The sequence below is a fragment of the Ammonicoccus luteus genome (assembly GCF_050880385.1).
Classification (GTDB): Bacteria; Actinomycetota; Actinomycetes; order Propionibacteriales; family Propionibacteriaceae; genus Enemella.
Window position 1 is genome coordinate 15,471 of the sequence record NZ_JBNZCI010000004.1, and the last position, 22,118, is coordinate 37,588.

Annotated in this window: 16 protein-coding genes; 9 read left to right on the top strand and 7 right to left on the bottom strand. The window is 68.4% G+C overall.

Going from position 1 to position 22,118, the window contains the following annotated elements:
* Positions 1-62 precede the first annotated feature (62 nt).
* The 4 genes from ACQ260_RS10115 (at position 63) to ACQ260_RS10130 (ending at position 5,415) form a co-directional block, all read left to right on the top strand.
* A complete protein-coding gene (locus ACQ260_RS10115) occupies positions 63-1,034 on the top strand; it encodes an ABC transporter permease (protein WP_432559317.1) in 972 nt (323 codons plus the stop codon).
* Positions 1,009-1,884 (top strand): ABC transporter ATP-binding protein, encoded by an 876-nt coding sequence (locus tag ACQ260_RS10120; protein ID WP_432559318.1) that lies wholly within the window; start codon positions 1,009-1,011, stop codon positions 1,882-1,884. The genes ACQ260_RS10115 and ACQ260_RS10120 overlap by 26 nt, the downstream gene beginning before the upstream one ends.
* A 25-nt stretch (positions 1,885-1,909) precedes the next feature.
* The gene (locus tag ACQ260_RS10125; protein ID WP_432559319.1) at positions 1,910-3,934 is read left to right on the top strand and encodes a DUF2207 domain-containing protein; all 2,025 of its coding nucleotides are present in this window, start codon (positions 1,910-1,912) and stop codon (positions 3,932-3,934) included.
* Positions 3,935-4,050: 116 nt separating this feature from the next.
* The gene (locus ACQ260_RS10130; RefSeq protein WP_432559320.1) at positions 4,051-5,415 is read left to right on the top strand and encodes an MFS transporter; all 1,365 of its coding nucleotides are present in this window, start codon (positions 4,051-4,053) and stop codon (positions 5,413-5,415) included.
* Positions 5,416-5,450: 35 nt separating this feature from the next.
* On the opposite strand, the gene ACQ260_RS10135 is transcribed toward ACQ260_RS10130, so the two are convergent.
* The 3 genes from ACQ260_RS10135 to ACQ260_RS10145 all read right to left on the bottom strand — a co-directional run bounded on the left by ACQ260_RS10135 (position 5,451) and on the right by ACQ260_RS10145 (position 9,516).
* Complete coding sequence (locus ACQ260_RS10135) at positions 5,451-6,635, bottom strand: hypothetical protein (RefSeq protein ID WP_432559321.1); 1,185 nt, start codon at positions 6,633-6,635, stop codon at positions 5,451-5,453.
* A gap of 619 nt (positions 6,636-7,254) precedes the next feature.
* Entirely contained in the window at positions 7,255-7,959 is a 705-nt protein-coding gene (locus ACQ260_RS10140; RefSeq protein WP_432559322.1) for a YbjQ family protein, read from the bottom strand.
* Between the two features lie 51 nt (positions 7,960-8,010).
* The gene (locus ACQ260_RS10145; RefSeq protein WP_432559698.1) at positions 8,011-9,516 is read right to left on the bottom strand and encodes a CCA tRNA nucleotidyltransferase; all 1,506 of its coding nucleotides are present in this window, start codon (positions 9,514-9,516) and stop codon (positions 8,011-8,013) included.
* 116 nt (positions 9,517-9,632) lie between these two features.
* Here ACQ260_RS10145 and ACQ260_RS10150 point away from each other — a divergent pair, with 116 nt between their 5' ends.
* From ACQ260_RS10150 to ACQ260_RS10170, 5 genes are all read left to right on the top strand, one after another.
* On the top strand, positions 9,633-11,867 hold the full coding sequence (locus ACQ260_RS10150; RefSeq protein ID WP_432559323.1) for a DUF6049 family protein: 2,235 nt from the start codon (positions 9,633-9,635) through the stop codon (positions 11,865-11,867).
* Positions 11,864-15,703 (top strand): murein biosynthesis integral membrane protein MurJ, encoded by a 3,840-nt coding sequence (gene murJ / locus ACQ260_RS10155; RefSeq protein ID WP_432559324.1) that lies wholly within the window; start codon positions 11,864-11,866, stop codon positions 15,701-15,703. The genes ACQ260_RS10150 and murJ overlap by 4 nt, the downstream gene beginning before the upstream one ends.
* 81 nt (positions 15,704-15,784) lie before the next feature.
* Positions 15,785-16,369 carry an RNA polymerase sigma factor SigM gene (sigM, locus tag ACQ260_RS10160; protein WP_432559325.1) on the top strand — a complete coding sequence of 195 codons (585 nt, stop codon included), beginning with the start codon at positions 15,785-15,787 and terminating at the stop codon, positions 16,367-16,369.
* Between the two features lie 130 nt (positions 16,370-16,499).
* Positions 16,500-16,925 carry an anti-sigma factor family protein gene (locus ACQ260_RS10165; protein WP_432559326.1) on the top strand — a complete coding sequence of 142 codons (426 nt, stop codon included), beginning with the start codon at positions 16,500-16,502 and terminating at the stop codon, positions 16,923-16,925.
* 7 nt (positions 16,926-16,932) lie between these two features.
* Entirely contained in the window at positions 16,933-17,886 is a 954-nt protein-coding gene (locus ACQ260_RS10170) for a neutral zinc metallopeptidase (RefSeq protein ID WP_432559327.1), read from the top strand.
* Between the two features lie 10 nt (positions 17,887-17,896).
* Here ACQ260_RS10170 and ACQ260_RS10175 read toward each other — a convergent pair whose 3' ends face one another.
* The 4 genes from ACQ260_RS10175 to ACQ260_RS10190 all read right to left on the bottom strand — a co-directional run bounded on the left by ACQ260_RS10175 (position 17,897) and on the right by ACQ260_RS10190 (position 22,076).
* Positions 17,897-18,556 (bottom strand): maleylpyruvate isomerase family mycothiol-dependent enzyme, encoded by a 660-nt coding sequence (locus tag ACQ260_RS10175; protein ID WP_432559328.1) that lies wholly within the window; start codon positions 18,554-18,556, stop codon positions 17,897-17,899.
* On the bottom strand, positions 18,557-19,393 hold the full coding sequence (locus ACQ260_RS10180) for a fumarylacetoacetate hydrolase family protein (protein ID WP_432559329.1): 837 nt from the start codon (positions 19,391-19,393) through the stop codon (positions 18,557-18,559). It lies immediately after the preceding gene.
* A 143-nt stretch (positions 19,394-19,536) separates the two neighbouring features.
* Complete coding sequence (locus ACQ260_RS10185; protein ID WP_432559330.1) at positions 19,537-20,739, bottom strand: FAD-dependent monooxygenase; 1,203 nt, start codon at positions 20,737-20,739, stop codon at positions 19,537-19,539.
* 164 nt (positions 20,740-20,903) lie between these two features.
* Positions 20,904-22,076 (bottom strand): PucR family transcriptional regulator, encoded by a 1,173-nt coding sequence (locus ACQ260_RS10190; protein WP_432559331.1) that lies wholly within the window; start codon positions 22,074-22,076, stop codon positions 20,904-20,906.
* Between the last annotated feature and the right edge of the window lie 42 nt (positions 22,077-22,118).

The window sequence follows — 22,118 nt, forward strand, 5'->3', positions numbered from 1 at the left end:
GGTCGCAGTCAACGGCCACCGGGTGGCAGACTGACTCGCTGAATGGATCACCAGGAGGTGCGGTGAGCGACGAACCACGGGCCGAGCCGCGAGACCCCGCGCTGGGCAGCGAAGAGGGCCTCGTGCCCCCTCGCGAGGGCCCGCGCGCCGCCACGGGTTCGGCGGCGGATCCGCATCCGACCGTCTACAACCACTACGGCCCGCACCGGAACGGCCTGCCGCCGATGCGGAAATACATCCGCGAGCTGTGGCAGCGCCGCGAGTTCGCCGTGGAGCTCTCCCGCTCGAACATGCGGGCCTCCAGCTCCGACACCTTCTTCGGCCAGCTCTGGCTGGTGCTCAACCCGCTGCTCATGGCGGCGGTCTATTTTCTGCTCGTCGCCATCCTGACCAGCCGGGCCTCGGCGAACCCGAGCTATTTCGCCCACCTGACCACGAACCTGTTCGTCTTCACCTTCATCACCACGTGCGCCAACGCCGGTGCGACCTCGGTCACCACAGCCGGCAAGATGATCCTGAACACCGCGTTCCCGCGCCTGTTGATCCCGCTCGGCGCCGTCCACACGGCCTTCTTCCGGTTCCTCCCGACCATCATCGTCACGATCGTCATCTTCGTCATCACCACCCTGCTCGGCGGAGACATCGGGTGGGGTCCCAAGCAGCTCCTCGCCCTCTATTTCCTGGTGATGATGATCCTGTTCGGCGCCGGCCTCGCGTCGCTGTTCTCGACGCTGCAGGTCTATTTCCGGGACACGAACAACTTCCTGCCCTATTTCGTGCGGATCTGGACCTATCTGTCTCCGATCCTTTGGACCGTCGACATGGTCCGGGAGCGAGCCGGGGCGCTGCACTCGCTCGCCCAGCTCAACCCCGCCTACCATCTGCTCGGCGGCTACAACGACCTGCTGCTGAGCGGCGAGATCCCACCCCTGAGCACGTGGTTGATCGCGACCGCGTGGGGCGTGGGCACGTTCCTCGTCGGCGCGCTGATCTTCATGACGAGGGAGCGTGAGTTCGCTGTCCGCATCTTCTGACCAGCCCGACGGGCGCCGCAACGGCTCCGAACGCACCCGGACGACCCGGGACGGCTATGTGCTCGAGCCCAACCGCACCGACCTCGCGGTGCGCGTGAGCGATCTCCGGATCACCTACAAGACCACCTTCGAAAAGCGCCCCACCCTCAAACAGGCGGTGGTCCGTCTCGGGCGCGGCACCCGACAGGTGCACACGGTCGAAGCGCTCAAGGGTGTGTCGTTCGACGTCAAGAACGGCACCACGATGGGAGTCATCGGCGCCAACGGCGCCGGCAAGTCCACCCTCCTGCGGGCGCTCGCCGGCATCCTGCCGCCCACCTCCGGCCATGTCGAGACCTGGGGCAAGGCGTCGACCATGCTCGCGCTGGGTGTCGGGTTCAACAACGCCCTCACCGGCCGGGAGAACATCATTCTCGGCGGGCTCGCGACCGGGCTGTCGCGCAAGGAAGTACGCCTGCGCGCCCAGGAGGTCGGCGAATGGGCCGAGGGCGGCACCGACCCCTTCATCGACCGCCCCATGCGGACCTATTCCTCCGGCCAGTCCGCCCGCGTCGGATTCTCCGTCGGCGTCCACATGGACCCCGACATCCTCATGGTCGACGAGGCCCTGTCGACCGGTGACGCCGGTTTCCGGGAGCGCGCGGCCGCCAAGCTCGAGGAGCTCCGGGCCCGCTCGCGGGCCATGTTCTTCGTGTCCCACGGCCTCGCCTCGGTCCGAGAACTGTGCGACGAGTGCATCTGGCTCGATCACGGTCGGCTGATGATGAGAGGCCACCCCGACGAGGTCACGGCGGCCTATCTCGAGTTCCTGCACGTCAAGAACTCCGAGCAGAACTCCGAAGAGGTCTGAGCCGCCGTTTTCCTATGGTGATCAGGTGCTGAGGACCTGGAACCGCTGGATTGCGTATCCCCTCGTCCTGCTCGCCGTCCTCGTCATCGCGACCATCCCGCACTGGATCGCGCGGTCGAACCAAGCCAACGCGCCGACCAACCAGTTCACGATCACCCACTTCACCGGTGACTACGTTCTCGAGCAACAGCCCGACGGGACCACGGACGTGTTGGTGACCGAGCGCATCGAGGCCTTTTTCCCCGCCGCAGGCACCAACCGCGGCATTGTGCGAGCGATCCCGCTGCACTATCAGGACCACACGAACACCCTGACCGAGCTCACGGTGACGGGGGACGTGCGCACCCGGTCCCCGCGCTCCGGACGGGGCGAGGAATCCGACGCAGCGGGCGCTCCGCAACCCTTCACGCGCACGGAGACCAAGGGCGTGGTGCTGCTGCGGATCGGCGACGCGAACCGTTCCCTGCAGCGGGGCCGGCAGGTGTGGGAGATCCGATATCGGCTCGGTGATGTGGCGCTGAACACCCCCGATCTCAGGGCACAGGAGATCTATCTCGACGCGAACGGTTCGGGGTGGGAGGTTCCGTTCAACCGGGTCACCGCCAATCTCCACGTGCCGGGCGAGCTGGCCGCACGGCTCAACGGGAACGCGGCCTGCTATTGGGGTCCCGAGGGTGCGACGAATACCTGCCAGGTCACCACCCGGACCAACGGAGGCGGGACGGTGGTCACCGGCACGGTGCAGAACCTGGACCGGCGCTCGGGGCTGACCCTCGCCGTGGGCTTCGAGAACGGCACGTTCCCGGTCGCCTATACCCCGACCCGCGAGCCGTGGCCCTGGTGGCTGTTCGTGCTCCCGGCGATCGGTCTGGTCTTCTATCTGGTCAGCCTCATCCGCTATCTCCGTGCCCGTGGGCTCGGCAAACCGCAGGTCCTGGTGACTGAATACTCGCCGCCGAAAGGGGTCCCGGCGCTCGCCGCCGCGGACATCATCGGTCGACCCGAGAAGGGCCCGACCGCCCAGTTGCTGGAGTTCGCCGAGGCCGGCGTACTCCACCTCGAAACGAGCCACCCACCCGAGCCGCGCCCGGACGGCCCGCCCACGTCCCTCGGGTTCCGCGCGCGACGCAGGCTGCGCGACTCACTCAGGATCCCGTCGGAGGACTTCGCCGCGATCGAGGATGAGACGGTGCGGGAGGTGCTGGTGGGCTACTTCCGCTATGGGTTCGACGCGCCCCATCCCGAGGTGACCGCGGAGCTCGCGGAGAAGCAGCAGGAGCTCGTGGTGCGCGGCGGCTGGCGTGAGTGGGGCCCCGAGCGCCCGGGTTGGTTCGGGTTCACCGTCTTCTGTTTTCTGGTGATCGGTGGGATCGGGATGTACGCGGTCCATCCGCGGGGCCAGGACTTCTGGTGGGCACTGCTGTCCGGGTTGATCGGGATGCTGCTGCTGATCGCCGCGCTCTATCGGGCTCCGTCCATCGGCCCGCTGACCGCCGAGGGGCGCCGGGTTCGCGACCACCTGCTCGGCCTCCGGCACTTCATCCGCATGTCCGAGGCCAACCGGATCGCGTGGCTCCAGGGCGTCGAGAGCTCTCCCGTGGCAAGCGCGGACGATCACGCCGGGCTGATCAGGATCTATGAGCCTCTGCTGCCCTATGCGGTCATCTTCGGGCTCGAGAAGTCGTGGACCGCCGTGCTCGGCGAACACCACCGGGTGGTCCCGGCGACAGGCCAGTGGCTCGGCGCGCTGCAGTCGCTGCCGTTGGGGGATGTGATGCGGACGCTCGACCACGGCTCCCGGCACCGCGGCCATCGGAACGCCGGTGGTTTCCGGTTCATCAGTGCCACCAACCAGTCGATCGGTGACGGATTCCGCGGATTCGGGGAGATCCTGGGTGACGGGATCGCCGCGATGTCCGAGGGGCGCAACGACGGTGGCGGGTCCCGGTGGGGCGGTGGCGGAGGGGGCAGCAGCTGGCGGTCCGGTGGCTCCCGCGGGGGCGGGCGGTCCGGCGGCGGCATGGGCGGCGGTGGCGGCGGCGGTTGGTGATGGCCGGGAGGTGACGCCGTGGCCCTGGCGTCGGGTTCGGTCCGCACGGGGCGACCATTCGCGCTGATGAGGCAACGGGTCGACTAGGCTGGTGGAGTCCTAGCCAGGGGAGTCAGATGGAGTTCTTCCGCGGCCTGAAGCGCCTCTGGCGCCACAAGCTGTTCCGCCAGCTCGTCGCGGTCCGCATCGGCACCCAGGCGTCCGACGGCATCCTGCAGGTGGGGATGGCGGCGTATGTCCTTTTCTCCCCCCAGGAACAGCCCGACGCGCAGTCGATCGCCCTCGTGCTCGCGATCACCCTGCTGCCGTTCTCGATCGTCGGACCGTTCGTATCCTTCACTCTCGATCATTTCAACCGGCGCCAGGTCGCCGTGGTCACCGACATCATCCGCGTGCTGATCGCCCTGATGCTCGGGGCCCTGGTCCTCAATCCCGACCTGCGCGACCACTGGACGATGTGGCTGTTCTATGGCGGCGTGCTGGTCGCGATGAGCCTCAACCGCTATCTGATGGCGGGGCTCTCCGCTGCCCTGCCCCACACCGTGGCCAAGAACGAATATCTGATCGCATCCTCCGTGATGCCGACGATCGGACCGGCTGGCGTGCTGATCGGGGCCGCGACCGCCACCGGCATCCGGTTCGGAGCGAGCACCCGGATGGAGACCTATCAGGCCGACGCGCTGATCTTCCTGGCTGCCGCGATCGGGTTCGCGATCACCGTGGGGCTCTCGCTCGCGATCCCTGTGCGGTCCCTGGGCCCGGATCGCGAGGAAGCCTCAGCGCCCGTGCCGTCACCGCGGGACGTGTTCGTCGGCCTGGCCGCTGCCATGGGCCATTTGCGGGAGCGTACGCCGGCGGCGATCGGCCTCACCACGATCGGCGCCCAGCGCATTGTCTATGGCATGACCCAGGTCGCCACGATCCTGCTGTTCCGCAACTGGTTCCACGAGGTCGAGGACATCGAGTCCGCGATGGCGGACATCGCGCTCTGGGCCGGTGCGACGGGTGCGGGGTTCATCGCCTCCGCCGTGGCGGTGCCGCCGCTGGCGCGGCGGATGGGCGTACGCCGCACCATGATCACGCTGTTGCTCGGCGCCGGGATCCTGCAGATCATTCCTGGTTCGATCTTCACTCTCCCGACGCTCGTCGCTGCCGGATTCGGGCTGGGTCTCGGCTCGCAGGCGCTGAAGATCTGCGTCGACACACTGGTCCAGGCCCACGTGGACGGGAACTTCAAGGGCCGAGTGTTCACGATCTACGACATGATCTTCAACGCCTGCTTCGTCGCCGCCGCCTGTCTGGTGGCGCTGCTGTTCCCGCACGACGGACACACGCTGCTCGGATTTGTCACCCTCGGCTGCCTGCTGCTCGTGGTCGGCCTCGCGTTCTGGATCCGCACCAAACCGATCGGTTCCCCGGCGTTCGACCGTGGCACGGAGTTCAACCCGCACGCCCAGCAGACCGCCGGCGCTCAGACGTGAACGCCGGGGCCTGAGGAGCCCGCTTCCCGGTCAGGTCACTCGTGATCGTGGCCCGCGTGGTCGTCGTGGTGATCATCGTGGGAATCGCTGCCCAACCCGACGTCCTGGATCTCGTTGGGCACGTGCGGCAGCGTGACGCTGTCGACGACCTTGGCCGACGGGAGATGCACCGCGTGCAACTGTGCGGTGGCCGGTTCGGTGACATAGGCAATGTTGCCCACGACCCGGAGGGTCGGGCGCGGGTTCTGCCAGGTCTCGGACTCCTCCCACGGTGCGGTCACCTTGATCGACTCGGTGATCGTGCCGTGCTCCGGATCGATCACGGTGAGATTGCCGTCAGTGGTGAGCACCAGGGCCTCGCCGTCGGGGCCGCGGCCCAGGGAACGGAACGAATAGCTGGCCGGGAGGTCGACCACCCGCAGCGAGTTCGCCTCGGTGTCGATCAGTGCTATCCGGGTCGGTCGCTCCAGCTTGGCGTCCTTGTCGGTCTTGTAATCCGCGAGCACATAGTCACTCGACCCGCTGCCCGCCTGGTTGCCGAGACGGCCATAGGCGTCGGGCGCTGCCACCTTGGTGATCTGCGTGCCCTTGATCACCAGGGTTCCGTCAGCGCAGCCGAGGGTGATTGCCTCGTGTGCGGCGGCTTCACCATGAAGGCCCGGGCACTCGTTGGTCGTGGCGAGCACCTGGCCGGACTTGTCGAGGACGTTCACGCCCGTGCGATCCGGGAGTGACACGATCATGCCGCCGCCCTGGATCGGAATCGCGACGCCATGGTGAGCCTCGAAGGTGGTCTTGATCGCAGCGTCGGGGCCCTTGGTCACGTCCGCCGGGTCCAGCACCTGGATGGTCCCGGCCTCGTCGCTGAAGAGCGCGAGGCGACCTGCGTGGAGAACCGCATGCCCGGGCTTGGGCGCAGGGAAAACGGTGTCTGTCAGCTTGGGCTCATGGCTGTAGAGGTGGAAGTGATCGTCGTGTCCGCGGACTTCGACACCGGTGTCGAGCACGTGGAAGCCCTGCGCCGTCGACACCAGCAGGTGCCGCTGATCGCCTGCCGCGTTGAGACGCAGGAAGCCATCGAGCGGAAGGTCAGCCACGTGCTGCATCGACTCTTCCTCGACGATCATGATGCCGCCGTCGTACGTGATGCCCAAGCGGGCATTCGCCACCTCCGGCGCTGCGGCCTGTTGCGTGACGTCGGGAGAGGCAGCAGGAGACATGAACGCTCCGGAGCTGGTGCATGCCGAGAGTGCCAACGCGATGGCAGCCGCCAGTGCCGCACCACGGAGTCGTTGTGGGGTGGGGAAATGCATGAATACCCTTTCTGCAAATGACAACGGTTTGCATTAGAGCACAGGGGGGTGTCTTGTATCAACGTTGGGCTCTCGCGGCGCGAGACCTGCCACCTCGCAGCATCAAGTGCCACACCTCGCACCATCGGCTGCCACGAATCATCAGGTGCCACCTCGCACCATCGGGTGCCACGCAACACCAGGTGCCACCTCGCACCATCGGGTGCCTCGCAACATCAGGTGCCACCTCGCAACATCAGGTGCCACCTCGCATCACGATCGCGACTTAGTGACGCGCATGCGTGCAGCGGAGTGAGTTTGGTGATGCAGAGTCGACACTGGTGTTGCAGAGTCGGCGGACTGAGGCCGCAAAGCCTGGCTGCACGGTGCGAACCGGGGCTGCCACACCAGTTCTTGGGGCGTGCCGAACCGGGGCTGCCACACCAGTTCTTGGGGCGTGCCGGAGCGGGTCTGCCAGACAAGTTCTTGGGGCGTGCCGAACCGGGGCTGCCAGACCAGTTCTTGGGGCGTGCCGGAGCGCGGCTGCTCAGCCCAGGTCGAGCCAGGAATCCCCCGAGTTCGGCCTCTGCTCCTCGGGGCGGTCGGTGCGCCACCGCGGGTCAGGGCCCGCTGGCCCGCGGCGCGAATGATCGTCCGCGCCTGCGTGTCCCGATTCCCCCATCTGCCCTGGCTGGGCCGATTCCCCCGCCGTCCCTGCCGATTGCACCGTCTGCTCGGGGATGTCCTCCGCGCCGGCGACATCGCGCGAAGCATCCGCCTGCTGCCCAGCGCCGGGGCGGTGACCATCACCGAGGTCCGGCGCCGGCACCGGGGCTCCCACGCCCTGTTCCATCCGCGGCCAATTCCCGGGCCCGGGATTCGCCGCGGCCGCGCGCGCGATCGACTGCGGCGTCGCGCCGGGCTCGCCTTCGGGGATCGGTGTCACGACGACGGCCGTGCCATAGGCGCACACCTCGGTGAAGCTCTTGCCGAGGTCGCTGGTGTCGAACACCATGCCCACCACGGCGTTGCCGCCGCGGCGCACGCACTCTCCCCACATTCGGCTCATGACCTCGTTGCGGCTGTCATAGACGACTTTGGTCAGCTCGGGCATTTCTCCGCCGCCGAGGCTCCGGAGACCGGCAGCGATGTTGGAGCCCAGGTTGGCGCTCCGCACGGTCATGCCCATGACCTCCCCGAGGACGGCCTCAATGCGATATCCGGGGATGCCGTTGGTGGTGACGATCAGCATGCGGCCCATTCAACCGGGCGCTCGGGTCGTGACCCGCACGACCCCGGCGCATCAGTTCTGCGCGGCCCACCACTCCCGCAACATCTCGGTCGCGCGCTCCTCCCCGAGCGGTCCGTGTTCGAGGCGGGCGTCGAGGAGAAACTTGTACGCCTGCCCCACCACCGGCCCCGGCCGCACGCCGAGCAAAGTCATGATCTGCTCGCCGTTGAGGTCGGGCCGGATGGCGTCCAGCTCCTCCTGTTCGGCGAGGGCCGCGATCCGCTTCTCCAAGTCGTCGTAGGCCCGGCGCAACCGCGCGGCCTTGCGCTGGTTGCGGGTCGTGCAGTCCGCGCGGGTGAGAATGTGCAGCCGTTCGAGCTGGTCGCCGGCGTCGCGCACATAACGTCGCACCGCCGAATCGGTCCATCCCCGCGCGTCATCGAACATGCCGTCCGAATAGCCGTGGAACCGCAGGTGCAACTCGACCAGGTGCGCGATGTCCGTGATCTCCTCCTTGGAGAACCGCAGTGCCCGCAACCGCTTCTTCACCATCTTGGCCCCGACCACGTCGTGGTGGTGGAAGGTGACCCGGTTGTCCTCGACGAACTTCCGCGTCGGCGGCTTGCCGATGTCGTGCAACAGCGCGGCGAGTCGGCCGACCAGGTCGGGTTCGGAGCCGCGCACCTTCTCGAGTGCGATGGACTGCTCCAGGACGGTCATCGAATGCTCGTACACGTCCTTGTGCCGATGATGCTCATCCACCTCCAGTCGCAGCGCGGGCAACTCGGGCACCACCCGGGCGGCCAAGCCGGTCTCGACCAGGAGGTTGAGGCCGGGCCGCGGGTTCTCGGTCAGGACCAGCTTCGACAGCTCGTCCCGCACGCGTTCTGCCGAGATGATGTCGATGCGTTCCGCCATGCCGATCATCGCGGCGATCACCTCGGGAGCCGGCGCGAACCGCGCCTCCGGCGTCGACAGTTGCGAGGTGAAACGCGCGGCGCGCATCATGCGCAGCGGATCGTCGGAGAACGACTGCTCCGGCGTCCCGGGCGTCCGCAACACCCCACTCGCCAGGTCCCGCAGCCCTCGGTGCGGGTCCACGAACTTGCGTTCGGGCAGTTTGATCGCCATCGCGTTGACGGTGAAATCACGACGCACCAGATCGCCTTCGATGGTGTCGCCATAGGTGACCTCGGGCTTCCGCGAGTCCTCGCGATAGATCTCGGCGCGGAAGGTGGTCACTTCGATGAGCCAGTACGCCTCCGTCTCGCTCTCCTCGGCTCCCGCGGCGGCCATCGGCACCCGCGCACCGATCGTGCCGAATGCCTTGCCGATGTCCCACACCGCGCCGCCGGGCACGCCGCGGGTGAACTCCCGCAACAGCGCCTCGACGTCGTCCGGCCTGGCCGAGGTGGTGAAGTCGAGATCGTGTCCGAGCCGGCCCATCAGGGCGTCGCGCACGGAACCACCGACGAGATAGAGCTCGTGCCCGGCGGTCGCGAAGAGTTCGCCGAGCCGGTCGACGACCGGGGCGATCCGCAGCAGTTCGGCGACCGCGTTGGCCTGGGCCTCGCTCAGGGCATGGGAAGGGGTTTTCGGCACGACAGATCAGTCTAACCGGCCGCCCGGAAGGTGTGTGCCACCCACACAGCAGGTTCCACGGTTGACGGGACCCCGGCGACTACGATGACCAAGTGAGCAGTCTGGGCCGGGACACGTGGCCGGGGGGCCGTGTTCGACGGGTCGCCGGCGTTCTCGGCACCCGCGCGGGACTGCTCGTGCTCACCTTCCTGCTGGTGGTCGCGGGGGCTCTCGGGGCGCCGCAGCCGGCGTACGCCCAAGACGATCTCCCGCCGGTCGACGTGCACCTGACCGGGCTCGATCCGGCGCTGCCGAGCCGATCCGACACTCTGACGATCCGCGGGACGGCCCGCAACACGTCGAGCGAACCGATCGATTCCGCCCAGGTGGTCCTGTGGCGGCACCGCTCAAGCCTCACCGACCTCGAGGATCTGCGGACGGTCGCCGGCCAGACGCCGGAGAGCGTGAACGGATATCAGCTGTGGACCGAGGGCGCCTACAGACGCCTCGCGCCGGAACAGCAGACCTGGGCTCCCGGCGAAACCCGGACCTTCGAGCTGTCGGTCCCCATGTCCGCCTTCTCCTTCGTGCGCACGTCCGGTGCCTATCTCATCGGCGCCCAGGTCGTCGGCCGCCATGGCGGCCGCACGCTCTCGACCCTCGGACAGGCCAGGGTCCTGCTGCCGCTCGGCCCGGTCGGTTCGGCGGCCACCGAGGGCACGAACACGGTCGCGAGCGCCGTGTTGCTGTCGAGCCAGCCCTCGATGATCGAGCCCGGCGTGTTCGCCGACCACCACCTCGCCGACGAACTCGCCCCGGACGGGCGGCTCACGGTGCTGCTGCGCTCGGCCCAGCGGGATCAGGTGTCCTGGCTCGTCGACCCCTCGTTGCTCGATGAACTGAGGGCGATGGCGGATGGTTACGTGGTCCGCACCCCCGACGGCGACCAGGAGGGCCCGGGTTCGGACGCTGCGGGCCGGTGGCTGGAGGCATACGGTCGCCTCGACCCCGCCCGCGGATTCCGTCTGCCCTTCGCGATCCCCGACCTCACGCTGCTCCAGCGGATCGGGCTGGCCGATGTCGTGAGGCGCGCGGCCACGACCACCGACAATCAGGCCGCAGACGGTCTGCCGCTGCTGGTCTATTCCGCCGGCGGCGCCCTCGACAACGAAGCCGTCGCCCTGGCGGAGTCCCTTGGCCCGGCCGCGATCCTGGCCTCCGGCGCGGACGCGCGGGGCGCTCTCATCGCCCCCGTCGGCACCGCCCCGATCATCAACTTCTCGCCCGGCAGCACGTCCGGGGGGCCCGGCCCCGAGCCCGCCCAGTCGCTGGTGCAGACCCGTCAACGGATGCTCGCCGAGAGCTTCCTCGCGGCCAACACCGAGTCGGGTTCGACGACCGTCCGGGTCATCACCAACGCCGAGGCGGCGGAGGCCGACGTGGCCGCCCAGGCGCCCTGGCTGCGACGCACCACCCTTACCAACCTGCTCACGGAGACCCCCGTGGACTGGGATCGCCAGCTGGCCTATGGCGACGCCGACCGCGTGGCGGAACTCACCGAACCACAGGTGGCCGCGCTTCAGGAGATCGTGAAGGGCTATGGGCCCTTCATCGAGATGCTCGCCGAGGGCGAGGACACCTCTCGGATGGCCGCCGCGACCATGGCCCGGGCGGCCAGCAGTTGGTGGCGGGATGACCGGCAGGGTTTCGATCGGTACGCAGCCCCGCAGCTCCAGGCTGCTCGGCAGCTCTGGAATGGTCAATCGGTGGAGCTGACCGCTCAGCGATCGGTCATCATGTCGGGTCAGTCGGGGTCGTTCCCGATGACGGTGACGAACAACCTTGATCAACCCATCCGGGTCACGCTCACCTTTGAATCGTTCCAGCCCCAACGACTGTCGATCCCGGCGATGCCCGACCTCATCATCCCCGCCAACCAGGGCGTGACCGTCAACGTGCAGCCCAAGGCAGTGGGCAACGGGCCGGTCCGGATCTCGGCCCAGGTGACCACGCCGGGCGGGACTCCGGTGAGCAAGCGCGTCTGGCTCACTGTCGAGGCCACCAACTTCGGCCGAGTCGGCTGGATCATCGTTGTCGCCTCCGGCATCGTGCTGATCGCCACCAGCGCCCTCCGGATCCGCCAGGTCCGTCGCGAGCGCCAGGCGGGCCGCCGAGTGGCACCCGATGTGCACACGACGCCTCCCGTCGTCACGATAGATCGATCAGACCCGCCGCCGGTCGGACCGGACGCTGCCGAGGAGCAGCCCGTGGTGCAGGATCGGTCCCCGGAAGGCGCAGCCCCCCACGAGCGGACCCCAGCGAGGTCCGACGGAGGAGAAAAACGGTGAACGAGAGCCCTCGTCAGGGTGGCCCGGCAGAGCTCGACTCCGACGCCGAAACTGCGCCGGTGCCCGCCGGCTCGCCCGCCCGCGATGCGGTGGAGGCCGACCGACCCGCGGCGGAAGCCGACCGGGCCGCTGCGGAGGCCGACGGACGCGCGGTGGAAGCCGACCGGTCCGCTGCGGACGTCGGCCAGAGCGCCGGGGGTGGCGCCACGCGCCGTCTGCTCAAGGCCCTGGCCGTCATGGGCTCCGGCACGATGGTCTCGCGGGTGTTGGGGCTGGCGCGGGTGGCGCTGGCGGCGTACGTCATCGGCAACGGAACCGCCCAAGCCGACATCTATGCGGTGGCGATCACCGTGCCGACGGCTCTCTACATCCTGTTCGCCGGCGGTGCGCTGAACAGCGTGCTCGTTCCGCAGCTCACCCGTGCGGCGAAACACGACGAGGACGGCGGTGAGGCCTACACGAACCGGATCACCACGGCCTTCTTGCTGATCCTGCTCATCGTCACCGTCACGGTGACGCTGGCCGCCCCGCTGATCACCCGGATCTATTCGTCGGACCGGTGGCGAAGTCCGGAGATGGCCGACCACTACCAGGCCATGGTGTTCCTCACGATGATCACCCTGCCCGAGGTGTTCTTCTATGGCGCCTTCGTCGTCCTCGGGCAGATCCTCAACGCCCGCGACCGGTTCGGTCCGATGATGTGGGCACCGGTGGCGAGCAACGTCATCCAGGTCCTCTCGTTCGTGGTGTTCCTGACCGCGTGGGGCAAGACCGACGGCGAGGATCCCTTCAGCCCCGCCCAGATCTGGGTGCTGGGCGGCGGCTATCTGTTGGGCTCGATCCTCCAGGCCGTCGTGATGGTGATCTTCCTGCGCCGGATGGGTTATCGGTTCCGTCCCCGCTTCGATCTCAAGGGCACCGGTCTGGGCAAGACGTTCAAGCTCGCCGGCTGGGCCGTGGGCTTCGTGCTGGTGAACCAGGTGGCGCTGGCGGTCGTCAGCCGACTCGCCACCTCGGCCACCGCCGGCGGAACAGGCGCGGGTCTCACCGTCTACAACAACGCCTATCTGGTCTTCCTGCTGCCGCACTCCCTGATCACCGTGTCCCTGGCGACCGCGATGGTGACCTCGGCCTCCCGACTTGCCGCCGCAGGCGACACCGCCGGCACCGCGGCCGAGGTCATGCGCACCATGCGGCTGGTCGCGACCGCACTCGTGCCCGCTGCGCTGCTGCTGGTCGCACTGGGCCATCCGATCGCCCGGCTGCTGTTCGGCAACGGCACGGGTGCGCGGGACGCTCCCCTGATCGGCTGGACGATCATGGCGTTCGCCGCCGGGCTCGTGCCGTTCACCATTCAGCACGTGTGCCTGCGCACCTATTACGCACTCGAGCGCAACCGGGACACGTTCTTCATCCAGGTCGTCATCGCCGCGGTCCAGATCGGCCTGTCGCTCGCGTTCGTCCTGCGCGCTGACCGGCCCTCGACGGTCGCCCCGATGTTGGCGCTCGCGCTGTCGCTCGCCTATCTGATCGGTCTGTTCATCTCCTTCCGACACCTGCGCAGGTTCCTGCCGGAATTGCACGCGGCCGAGTTGGTGCGCCACGTGGTGCGGGTCACGGTCGCCATCGCGCCGGGCGCCGCCCTGGCCGGTCTCCTCGCCGACCGGCTCGGCGAGACCCCGGGGCAGACTCTCCTGGGACTGGCCCTGGGCGGCATCGTGGCCGTCGGCTCCTATTTGGTGCTGGGGCGGGTCTTCCACATCACCGAACTCACCCAGATGCTGTCCCGCCTCCGACGCCGCAACCGCGGCGGGAGCGCAGCCGCACCGGACGCCGAAGCCGGCGTACCCCCCACGAACGACGACCCCACACAGGACGAATCCGACATCGCCACGCGAGTTCAGGCCGCGATCCGCGAGCCGCTGGCGGAGGATCTCGAGCCGCCGCTGGATCCCGATGCCCCGACGACGGCATTGCCGACGGGGGATGATGAGAACACAGATGATCTCGGGGGGACCGTGGACGACGAGGACCAGCACGACACTGCGGAGGAGGTGCACCCGATCCGGGTGCGGCCGGGCCGGGTGCTGGGTGGGCGATACAAGCTCGAGGAAATCCTCGTGCGCCGCACCGAGACCCAGACGTGGCGCGCCACCGACCGGGTGCTGTCCCGACCCGTCCTCATCCACCTCTTGCCGCCCGGCGAGGACGATGAACAGTTGCTGACCGCTGCCCGACGAGCGGCGGTCGCGACCGACTCCCGCTTCCTGCGGGTCCTCGACGCCCAGCCCGGGGACGAACCGCTGCGGCTGACCGGACCCGGCTCGGAGCACTGGGAGCCGGAGCCGGAGGATCCGGTGGGGCCATACATCGTGTGTGAGTACGCCCCCGGCGTGTCGCTCGAACAGCTCCTCGCCTCCGGACCGCTGAGCGCGCTCGAAGCGGCCTGGGTCGTCCGCGAGGTGGCCGACGGACTGGCGGGCATGCACGAGCAAGGGCTCTATCACGAGCGCATCAACCCCGACACGGTGGTGATCACCGCAACCGGCAACGTCAAGATCGTCGGTTTCCTGCTGGAGTCGGAGCTCTCTCCGCTCCGCCACCACCCCCTGATCCCGAGCACCGATCCCGAACGGGTCGACATCGCCGACCTCGGCCGGCTGCTCTATTGCACGCTGGTGTCGCGCTGGCCCGGTGGCCACGCGCACGGAATGGCTGCCGCCCCCGTCGACGCAGAGGGCCAGTTGCTCACGCCACGCCAGGTGCGGGCCGGCGTATCGCCCGCGCTGGACACGATCTGCGACCGCATCCTGTCGCCGGTGCCGCGGCAGCGTGAGGAGCCGTTGCACACGGCTCAGGACATCGTTCGATCGCTCAACCAGGTGCTCGGCACCGCCAATGCCGCGCAGGACCTCGAACGCCGCCTGCGCTATCCCGTGCCGGTCGTCCACATGCCTGAAGATCCGGAGCACGTGCCGGACAAGGACTTCTCCGATTTCGACACGGCCGCCGGGCTGCCGCTTGCTCCGCTGGCCGACCCCGATGCGCCGACAGGCCGCATTCCCGCCATCCGGGACGAGGAGCCGACCGACGAGTTCGCAGCGATCCGTGAGGAGTCCCCGTCCCATCAGTGGACGCCGTCGGACGCGCCTGAAACGAGCTACAGCCGATCCACGAGCTATCCCCGATCCGCGCTGGACGAGGAATTGCCCGGAGATCCGCCCCGACGCTGGATCCGCTGGCTGATCGCGCTCACGCTCATCGTGCTGTTCGGCAGCCTGATCGCCGTGGGGATGAGGTTCGGACAGGACCGTGCCGGCGACGGCGCCCCGCCGACGCAGTGGCCGATCGTGGGGGCGATCGACTTCGATCCCCAGGGCAACGACCGCCAGGAGAACCCGGACCAGGTGGCCCAGGCGCATGACGGGAACCAGGAAACAGCCTGGGAGACCGTCCCCTATCGGGCAGCGGGAATGAACAAGGCCGACGGCATTGGCGTGGTGTTCGATCTCGGCGAGGTACGCGAGGTCTCGCGGGCGGACCTGGTGCTGGCGGGCTACGGATCCAGCGTGGAACTCCGGATTCCGGAGGCCGGCGCCGAGGCAGCCGGGAACCTCGACAGCATCAAGCAGTCCGGGGTCTTCGCCGACTGGCGCCAGGTCCAGGCGACCGCGTCGCCGCGTCAGCCGGCGGCGGCGAGCGCCGAGCGCGAGGCCGTCACCTTCACGACGGACCAGCCGGTCCAAACGCGATTCGTCCTGGTCGTGCTCAGGGAATTGCCGCCCCCCGGGCCGCCATTCACCGGAGGCATCGCGGAAGCGGTGTTCTGGGGCTGACTTCGTGGCGTACGGTGAGATGGCAACATCTGCACCCGCAGCCGCGGAGGCAGCGGCACCACTTCCTGGGAGGTTCGCGCCGTGATCGATGATCGCTCCGACAGCGAACTCCTGAGCGACCACGTCGCCGGTGACCCCCTCGCGTTCGAAGTGCTCGTGACCCGCCACGCCAACCGCCTGTGGGCGGTGGCCCTGCGGACCATGCGCAACCCCGAGGAGGCGGCGGATGCGCTTCAGGACGCCTATATCTCCGCCTTCCGCCGTGCCGACACCTTCCGTGGCGACGCAGCGGTCACCACGTGGCTCCATCGCATCGTGGTCAACGCCTGCCTCGACCGCATCCGGCGCAACAAGGTGCGCCGGGCCGACCCGCTGCCGGAGGACCCGGATCGGGCCATGGAACTCGGCATCATCCCGGAGAGCGATGATCTGGAGGTCAAGGAGCGCCGGACCGACGTGGCGAACGCGCTGAGCCAGATCAACGCCGACCAGCGGGCCGCCTTGGTCCTGGTCGATATGGAGGGTTATTCGGTCGAGGAAGCGGCGCAAATTCTGGGCTGTGCGGTGGGTACCATCAAGAGTCGTTGTTCCCGGGGCCGGGCCAAGCTCGTGCCGCTGCTGGCGCACCTGCGCGAAACGCGCGGCACCGAAGCCGCTCGGGGATGATGGGAACCAACCGAAGCAGGACGACCGTCCAACCGGAGTCGCCCCGCCCTGTCCCCCACGGGGTGTCGAGCCGCCAAGTGGAGTCCTCGGACTGCACAGCACGAACCGCCCGACCGAATGTGAGGATCCAGTGACCGATCAAGTGCCCGGGCAGCGCAGATGCGAGCACATCGCGCTCGAAGTCCTCGCGGACGCCGCTGAGCACCTGCTGACTCCCGACGAGCAGCAGCGCGTCGAGACGCACCTGCAGATGTGTCCCGAGTGCACTGAACTCGCCGAGGCCTTGTCCGAGGCTGGCGCCGCCGTGCGGGAACTTCCGGCCCCGCCGATGCCGGCCGACGTGCTGGACCGACTCACCGGACTGGTCCGGAATGAGTCTGAGCGGCGGGCCAGTGGTGTCGCGGAGGCCGAAGCGGAATCCGGGTTGGTCGAAGCCGCCAAACGCACGGATCTGGGCAGCTTCCGACAGAACCCGATCGTCGGCAAGACGGTGTCACCTCATCAGGCCCATCTTGTCGGTCGCAAACTGCCCCGCGAGCAGCGATCGGAGCACTGACCGCCGGATGTCCCACCTCCCCCATCTCAACTCACCGCCATCCCGCAGGGGTGGCGGTCTTGTGGTCTGGGTGGCGACGGGCGTGGTGGTGTTCTCCGTCCTCTCCGCGCTCACGCTGGTGGTGCTCGTCCGATCCGCTCCACCCTCCACGTCGGCCTCCGTCCCGGTGAGCACCGCCGCGCCGGCGCCGGACCGCTCGGTCTCCCCGGCCCCACATTCGAGTCCGGCGCCGACGGCCAGCACGAGCGGGCGCGATCGGCTGAGCCGCAACGTCCTCACGCGGGTCCAACTCGGCGAGACGACCTGTCCGGACGTGCGTCTGCAGCGCGGTTCGGTGCAGGAGGACGCTCTGGCCGGCTATCTGCAGTCACTCGTCGACTGCCTGATGGCCGTCCACGAAGCACCGTTCGGGGCCGCCGGCGTCAACCTCCAGCCCCCGGCGCTCGCGACGGCATCGGAGATGGAGCGGTCCAGCTGCGTTCTGAGCACGGAGGAGCCGGGCGACTGGGCAGGGCTCTATTGCGGAGCGAACAACACCATCTATTACCGGACCGACTTGGCCCCGGATGACCCCCTGCATTATGTGGAGGTCATCGCTCACGAGTTCGGCCACCACCTGCAACACCAGACCGGGATGCTGGCCATCGTCGCCCGGGAACAGCGGGCGACGCGAACCGAACCGAACGGAGGTGCTCGAGCCCAGGAGTTGTCGCGGCGTCTCGAGCTCCAAGCCGAATGCCTGACCGGCCTTCTGGTGGGGCCGGAAGGGCCACTCGCCGTGCGGGCCCCGGAGTTCGGCGACTTCCTCGCGAGCAGAGCCGCCGTGCCGCCTGACTGGGCCGCCACCCACGGCACTGGCCGCGCTCAGACACGGTGGTTCAAGGCCGGTGCTGGGGCCAGCGGCTCGGATCGCCTCAGTGCGTGCAACACGTTCTCGGCGCCCGCCGATCTGGTCGACTAGTCGGACTGCGTCAGAGCCAGCGCGTCAGCACCGGCAGCTCACCGGGGCCCAAGACCTTGACCTTCGCCCCTTCGCGCCCCGCCAACCACGCGGCCATGTCCGCAGCCCGCGCCATCACCCGCAGGGGTTCACCCGGACCGTCCAGGCGCCACGCCTCCCCGGTGTCCTGGGAGAGGACCTCCAGGGCCGGGGTTCCGTCGTTCGTCCGGTGCCGGACCATGTCGTCGATCAAGGCGGCGAGGAACCCCGGGGGCAGATCGGTGAAATAGACCTCGTCGCCCAAGTCGGTCGCGTGGATCAAGAGCTCTCGGGCGAGGAGCCACGGCAGGTCACCGGAGGTCTGCTCGGCGCCATCGACGGTGACGGTGTCCGTCCAATCGGCACGCTTGGGTCGTTCGCCCAACACTTCCCGCAGGGCCAATGCGGTCTTCCGATAGGACTCGCGCAGTTCGGTCGGCGCCGTGGTGGAGGCCGCGGCCGGAACCGTGGCGCCCAGCGCTGCCGCGTACGTCCCCACCCGTTCCACCACATGCGCAACCAAGTCTGCCTCGGTCCAGCCGGGCAGGCTCGACTCCTGCGCGAGACGATCGTCGTCCTGCGCCGCCAGCGCCTTGGCGAACAGGTCCACGCCGAGGCGCACCCACTGCAACGATTCCGCCAGATCAGGCATTCAGATCTCCTCCGCGACGGCCCTGTTGATGCACCGTCCGAGATGCTCGATCTCGGTGATCACCTCGGCGCCGTCGGTCAGATAGCGAGGTGGCTTGCGGGCATGACCAACCCCGCCCGACGTCCCGGAAGCGATGACGTCGCCGGGTTTGAGGGTGAGGATGGTCGAGACATACTGCACCAGCGCAACCGGATCGAACACCAGATCCCTCGTGTTGTCCGACTGCATGACCTCGCCGTCGACGAGACAGCGGACCTCCAACGCCGGCCGGGTGCCGCCGGGGAGCTCATCCGGAGTGACCAGCCAGGGGCCGAACGGTGCCGAGTGCTCCCAGGTCTTGCCCTGATCCCACATCAGCGTGCGGTTCTGCCAGTCACGCATCGAGATGTCATTGATGATCGTGAAGCCGGCAATCGCGGCGTCCGCCTCGGCCTCCGTCGCCCGGCGGACCGGTCGCCCGATCACGATCGCGAGCTCACATTCCCAGTCGCCCTTGTCCGACTCGGGCGGCAACTGGATGTCGTCGCGGGCGCCGATAAGGGCCTCGGGGAACTTGGTGAAGAGCGTCGGATAGTCCGGCGCCTCGCGCCCCATCTCGAGGATGTGGTTGAGGTAGTTCTGCCCGACGCAGATGATCTTCCCGGGCCACGTCACCACGGGCGCATAATCGGGATCGCTCAGGGGAATCGCCGGACCGCTCGCGCGTCCCGCCTCCGCAAACCGCGCAGGATCGGCCAACAGTGCCTCGACGGTGGGCGCGCCCAGAGCGGTCGCGCTGTCGCCGTCGATTCGCACGGCGATCGTGCCGGTGTCGTGGCGCAGGGTGGCGAGCTTCATGGCGGACCTCCTCGGGACGCCGTCGATCCTAGCGCCGCTCGCTCATGACGGCGGCTACTCGGGGGTTCGGTCAGAAACCGCAACGGGAGGGGGGTCGACGACAACTATCTCCGTCGACCCCCCTCTCCGCGCGGTTTGTGACGTCAGAGCCACGTACCGCCCTGGCGGTCGCTCGGCTCCTCCTCATCCGCCTTGAAGGAGTGGATCCAGTCCAGGTGACGATCCCAGGAGGACGGATCAGCGAGGCGGGCGTTGCGCTCGTCCGCACGCTGACCCGGCGGCAGATGGAGGACGTCGGCGTTGGTGATGGAGGCGTACTGGATCTTGCGGGTCCGGCCCCGACGAACGCGTTCGAAATCGGCACGCGCCTCATCGAGGTCGTTTGTGGCGGCGAGCTTGTCGGCCAGCACGATCGCGTCCTCGATGGACGTGTTCGCGCCCTGACCGTGGTGGGGGACCAGAGCGTGCGCGGCATCACCGATCAGCGTGATGCGGCCCTTCGTCCAGCGGCTCAACGGGGGCCGGTGAAACAGCGCCCAGCGCTCGGTGCACGTCACCGCGGACACCATCTCGATAATCGCTGGGTGCCAGTCACCAAAGCCGGCGAGCTTCTCCGCGTCGTCCGTCGGGGCGATCCACGCCTTGTGCGGCCAGGGAGAGGGATTGCGTTCGACAAGGAAGAAGTTGTGGTCGCCGTCGGCACCGATCGGATAGTGCAGGCAGTGGCGGCCGTCACCCATCCAGAACTGGATGGCCTCCGGGTCGGGCATGGACGGCATCTTGTCCGGGGTAACGACGCCGCGAAAGGCGCTGGCGCCCGAATAGAGCGCGTCGTCATAGCCGAGCATCAGGCGGCGGACGGTGGAGCGGGCACCGTCGGCGCCGATGACCAAATCGGCCGTCGCGGTGGACCCGTCCGCGAACTTCAACACGGCCTCATTGCCGGAATCGTCGATCTCGAGCAGGCGCTTGCTCAACTCGATCCTGTCGAGGCCGACCGCCTGCGAGAGGACAACCTGGAGGTCGGCGCGATGAATGCCGACATACGGTGCGCCATAGCGGGCCTTGTAGTCGAAGCGATGCTCCGCGATCTTGTCGCCGCTGCGTCCGTCACGATAGATGAGGGCCTGGACCTCGTACCAGACCTTCGAAATCGCGTCCGCCAACTCCAGCCGCCCCGTATAGAACCGCGTCGCGTTCGCCGACAACGCCACCGCAGCACCGACCTCGCGGAGTTCGTCCGCCTGCTCATAGATGGTGGCGTCGAAGCCCTTCTGTCGCAGTGCCAGGGCGAGCGTCAGGCCGCCGATGCCGCCGCCGACGATGGCGATCCGCAAATCCTTCATGGGTGTCCTCCGCGTTGAGTTGCTGTGATGGCACCAGCCTAGGAGGCAGCACTATGTCGTGTCGTAGAGCAAAATTTAGGAATTTCCCTCGCACAATTCCGACACTCCGTCGGAACTACCCGTCTAGAGAGGGCGCTTCGCCGATTGGGCGCCGAGCCCGGACGTCAGCACGGGATGATCCCCGCAAGCTCGGCGATCCGGAGGCCCGTGTGGAGTTCTCGTCGGATCCGACCGTCCGCGAGGTCGACGCCGGTGACGGCGCGGACGCGGTCGAGGCGGTAATAGAGCGTGGAACGGTGGACGTGCAGCGCGCGTGCAGTGGCCGCCGCATCGCCACCGTGGGCGAGGTATTCCTCCAACGTGCCCAGCACCTCTGTCCCCAAGCCGGCGCTGAGCAGCGTCCGCACTGGAGGCGGCAGGTCGTCGAGCGTCAATTCGTCAAGCGGCAATCGCACGAGCAAGCGGTCCAGACCAAGGTCGGACCATGCGAGGACCCGTGCCTCGGCTCCCGTGGCCACGCCGACTCGCCAGGCATCGCGCGCCCGTCGAAACGAACCGCCCACCTCCGTGAGGTCGCCCACGAGCGGACCCAGCCCGGCGCGGACGCCGGCGTACTCCTCCTCCAGAATCCGCGCCAACCGCTCCGCGACGACTGGGCGCGGGAAGACGAGAATGCCCAGGCCGCCGCCGATGCCGGCGCCGGCCACCGAGGCGGTCGACGTGCGCCCCACGAAGTCGATCGTCGCCTCGACCGCGAGCCGGGCAATGGCATCGGCCTGAGCCGGATCGTGGGCGGGGTCACGGGGGTCGGGCCCGAGGGCTACGGCGGAGTACTGGCGCGCAGCTCCCAGCATCTCCTCCTCCACGAGCGCCGCCGCAGCCGAATCCCGAGCGGCCGAATCGGAGCCCAGCAGGCTGTCCAGCAGAGCGCGGACGCGGTGGCGGTCCCGCTCGGCATAGAGGGTGCGGAGGGACAGCAACAGACCCAGTTCGCCGGCGTGCTCCGCAAGCGTGGCGACGGTGGCGGACGGGAGCACGCCCTCATCCGGATCGAGAGCGAGCAACAGGAAACCCACGCGATGACGATGGTCGCGCAGGGGTGTGAACAGGACCGGCCCGATCCCGGCGACCTCCTGCAGCTGTGGTCCGGCGCCTGCCGGCGGGACGTGCCACGAATCGCTGTGGGCGAGCACGATCGAGAGCCGGGCGCGGTCGAGCTCGGATTCGTGGATGGAGTACGCCACCACCCGCAACCACTCATCGGTGATCACCAAACGGCGGTTGATCAGCTCCGACAAGTCCTGCAGCGAGTCGTGCAGGTCGGCGATGGGCGGCACGGGCACAGGGTACGCCGCCCATCGGTAGCATGGACATCCCTC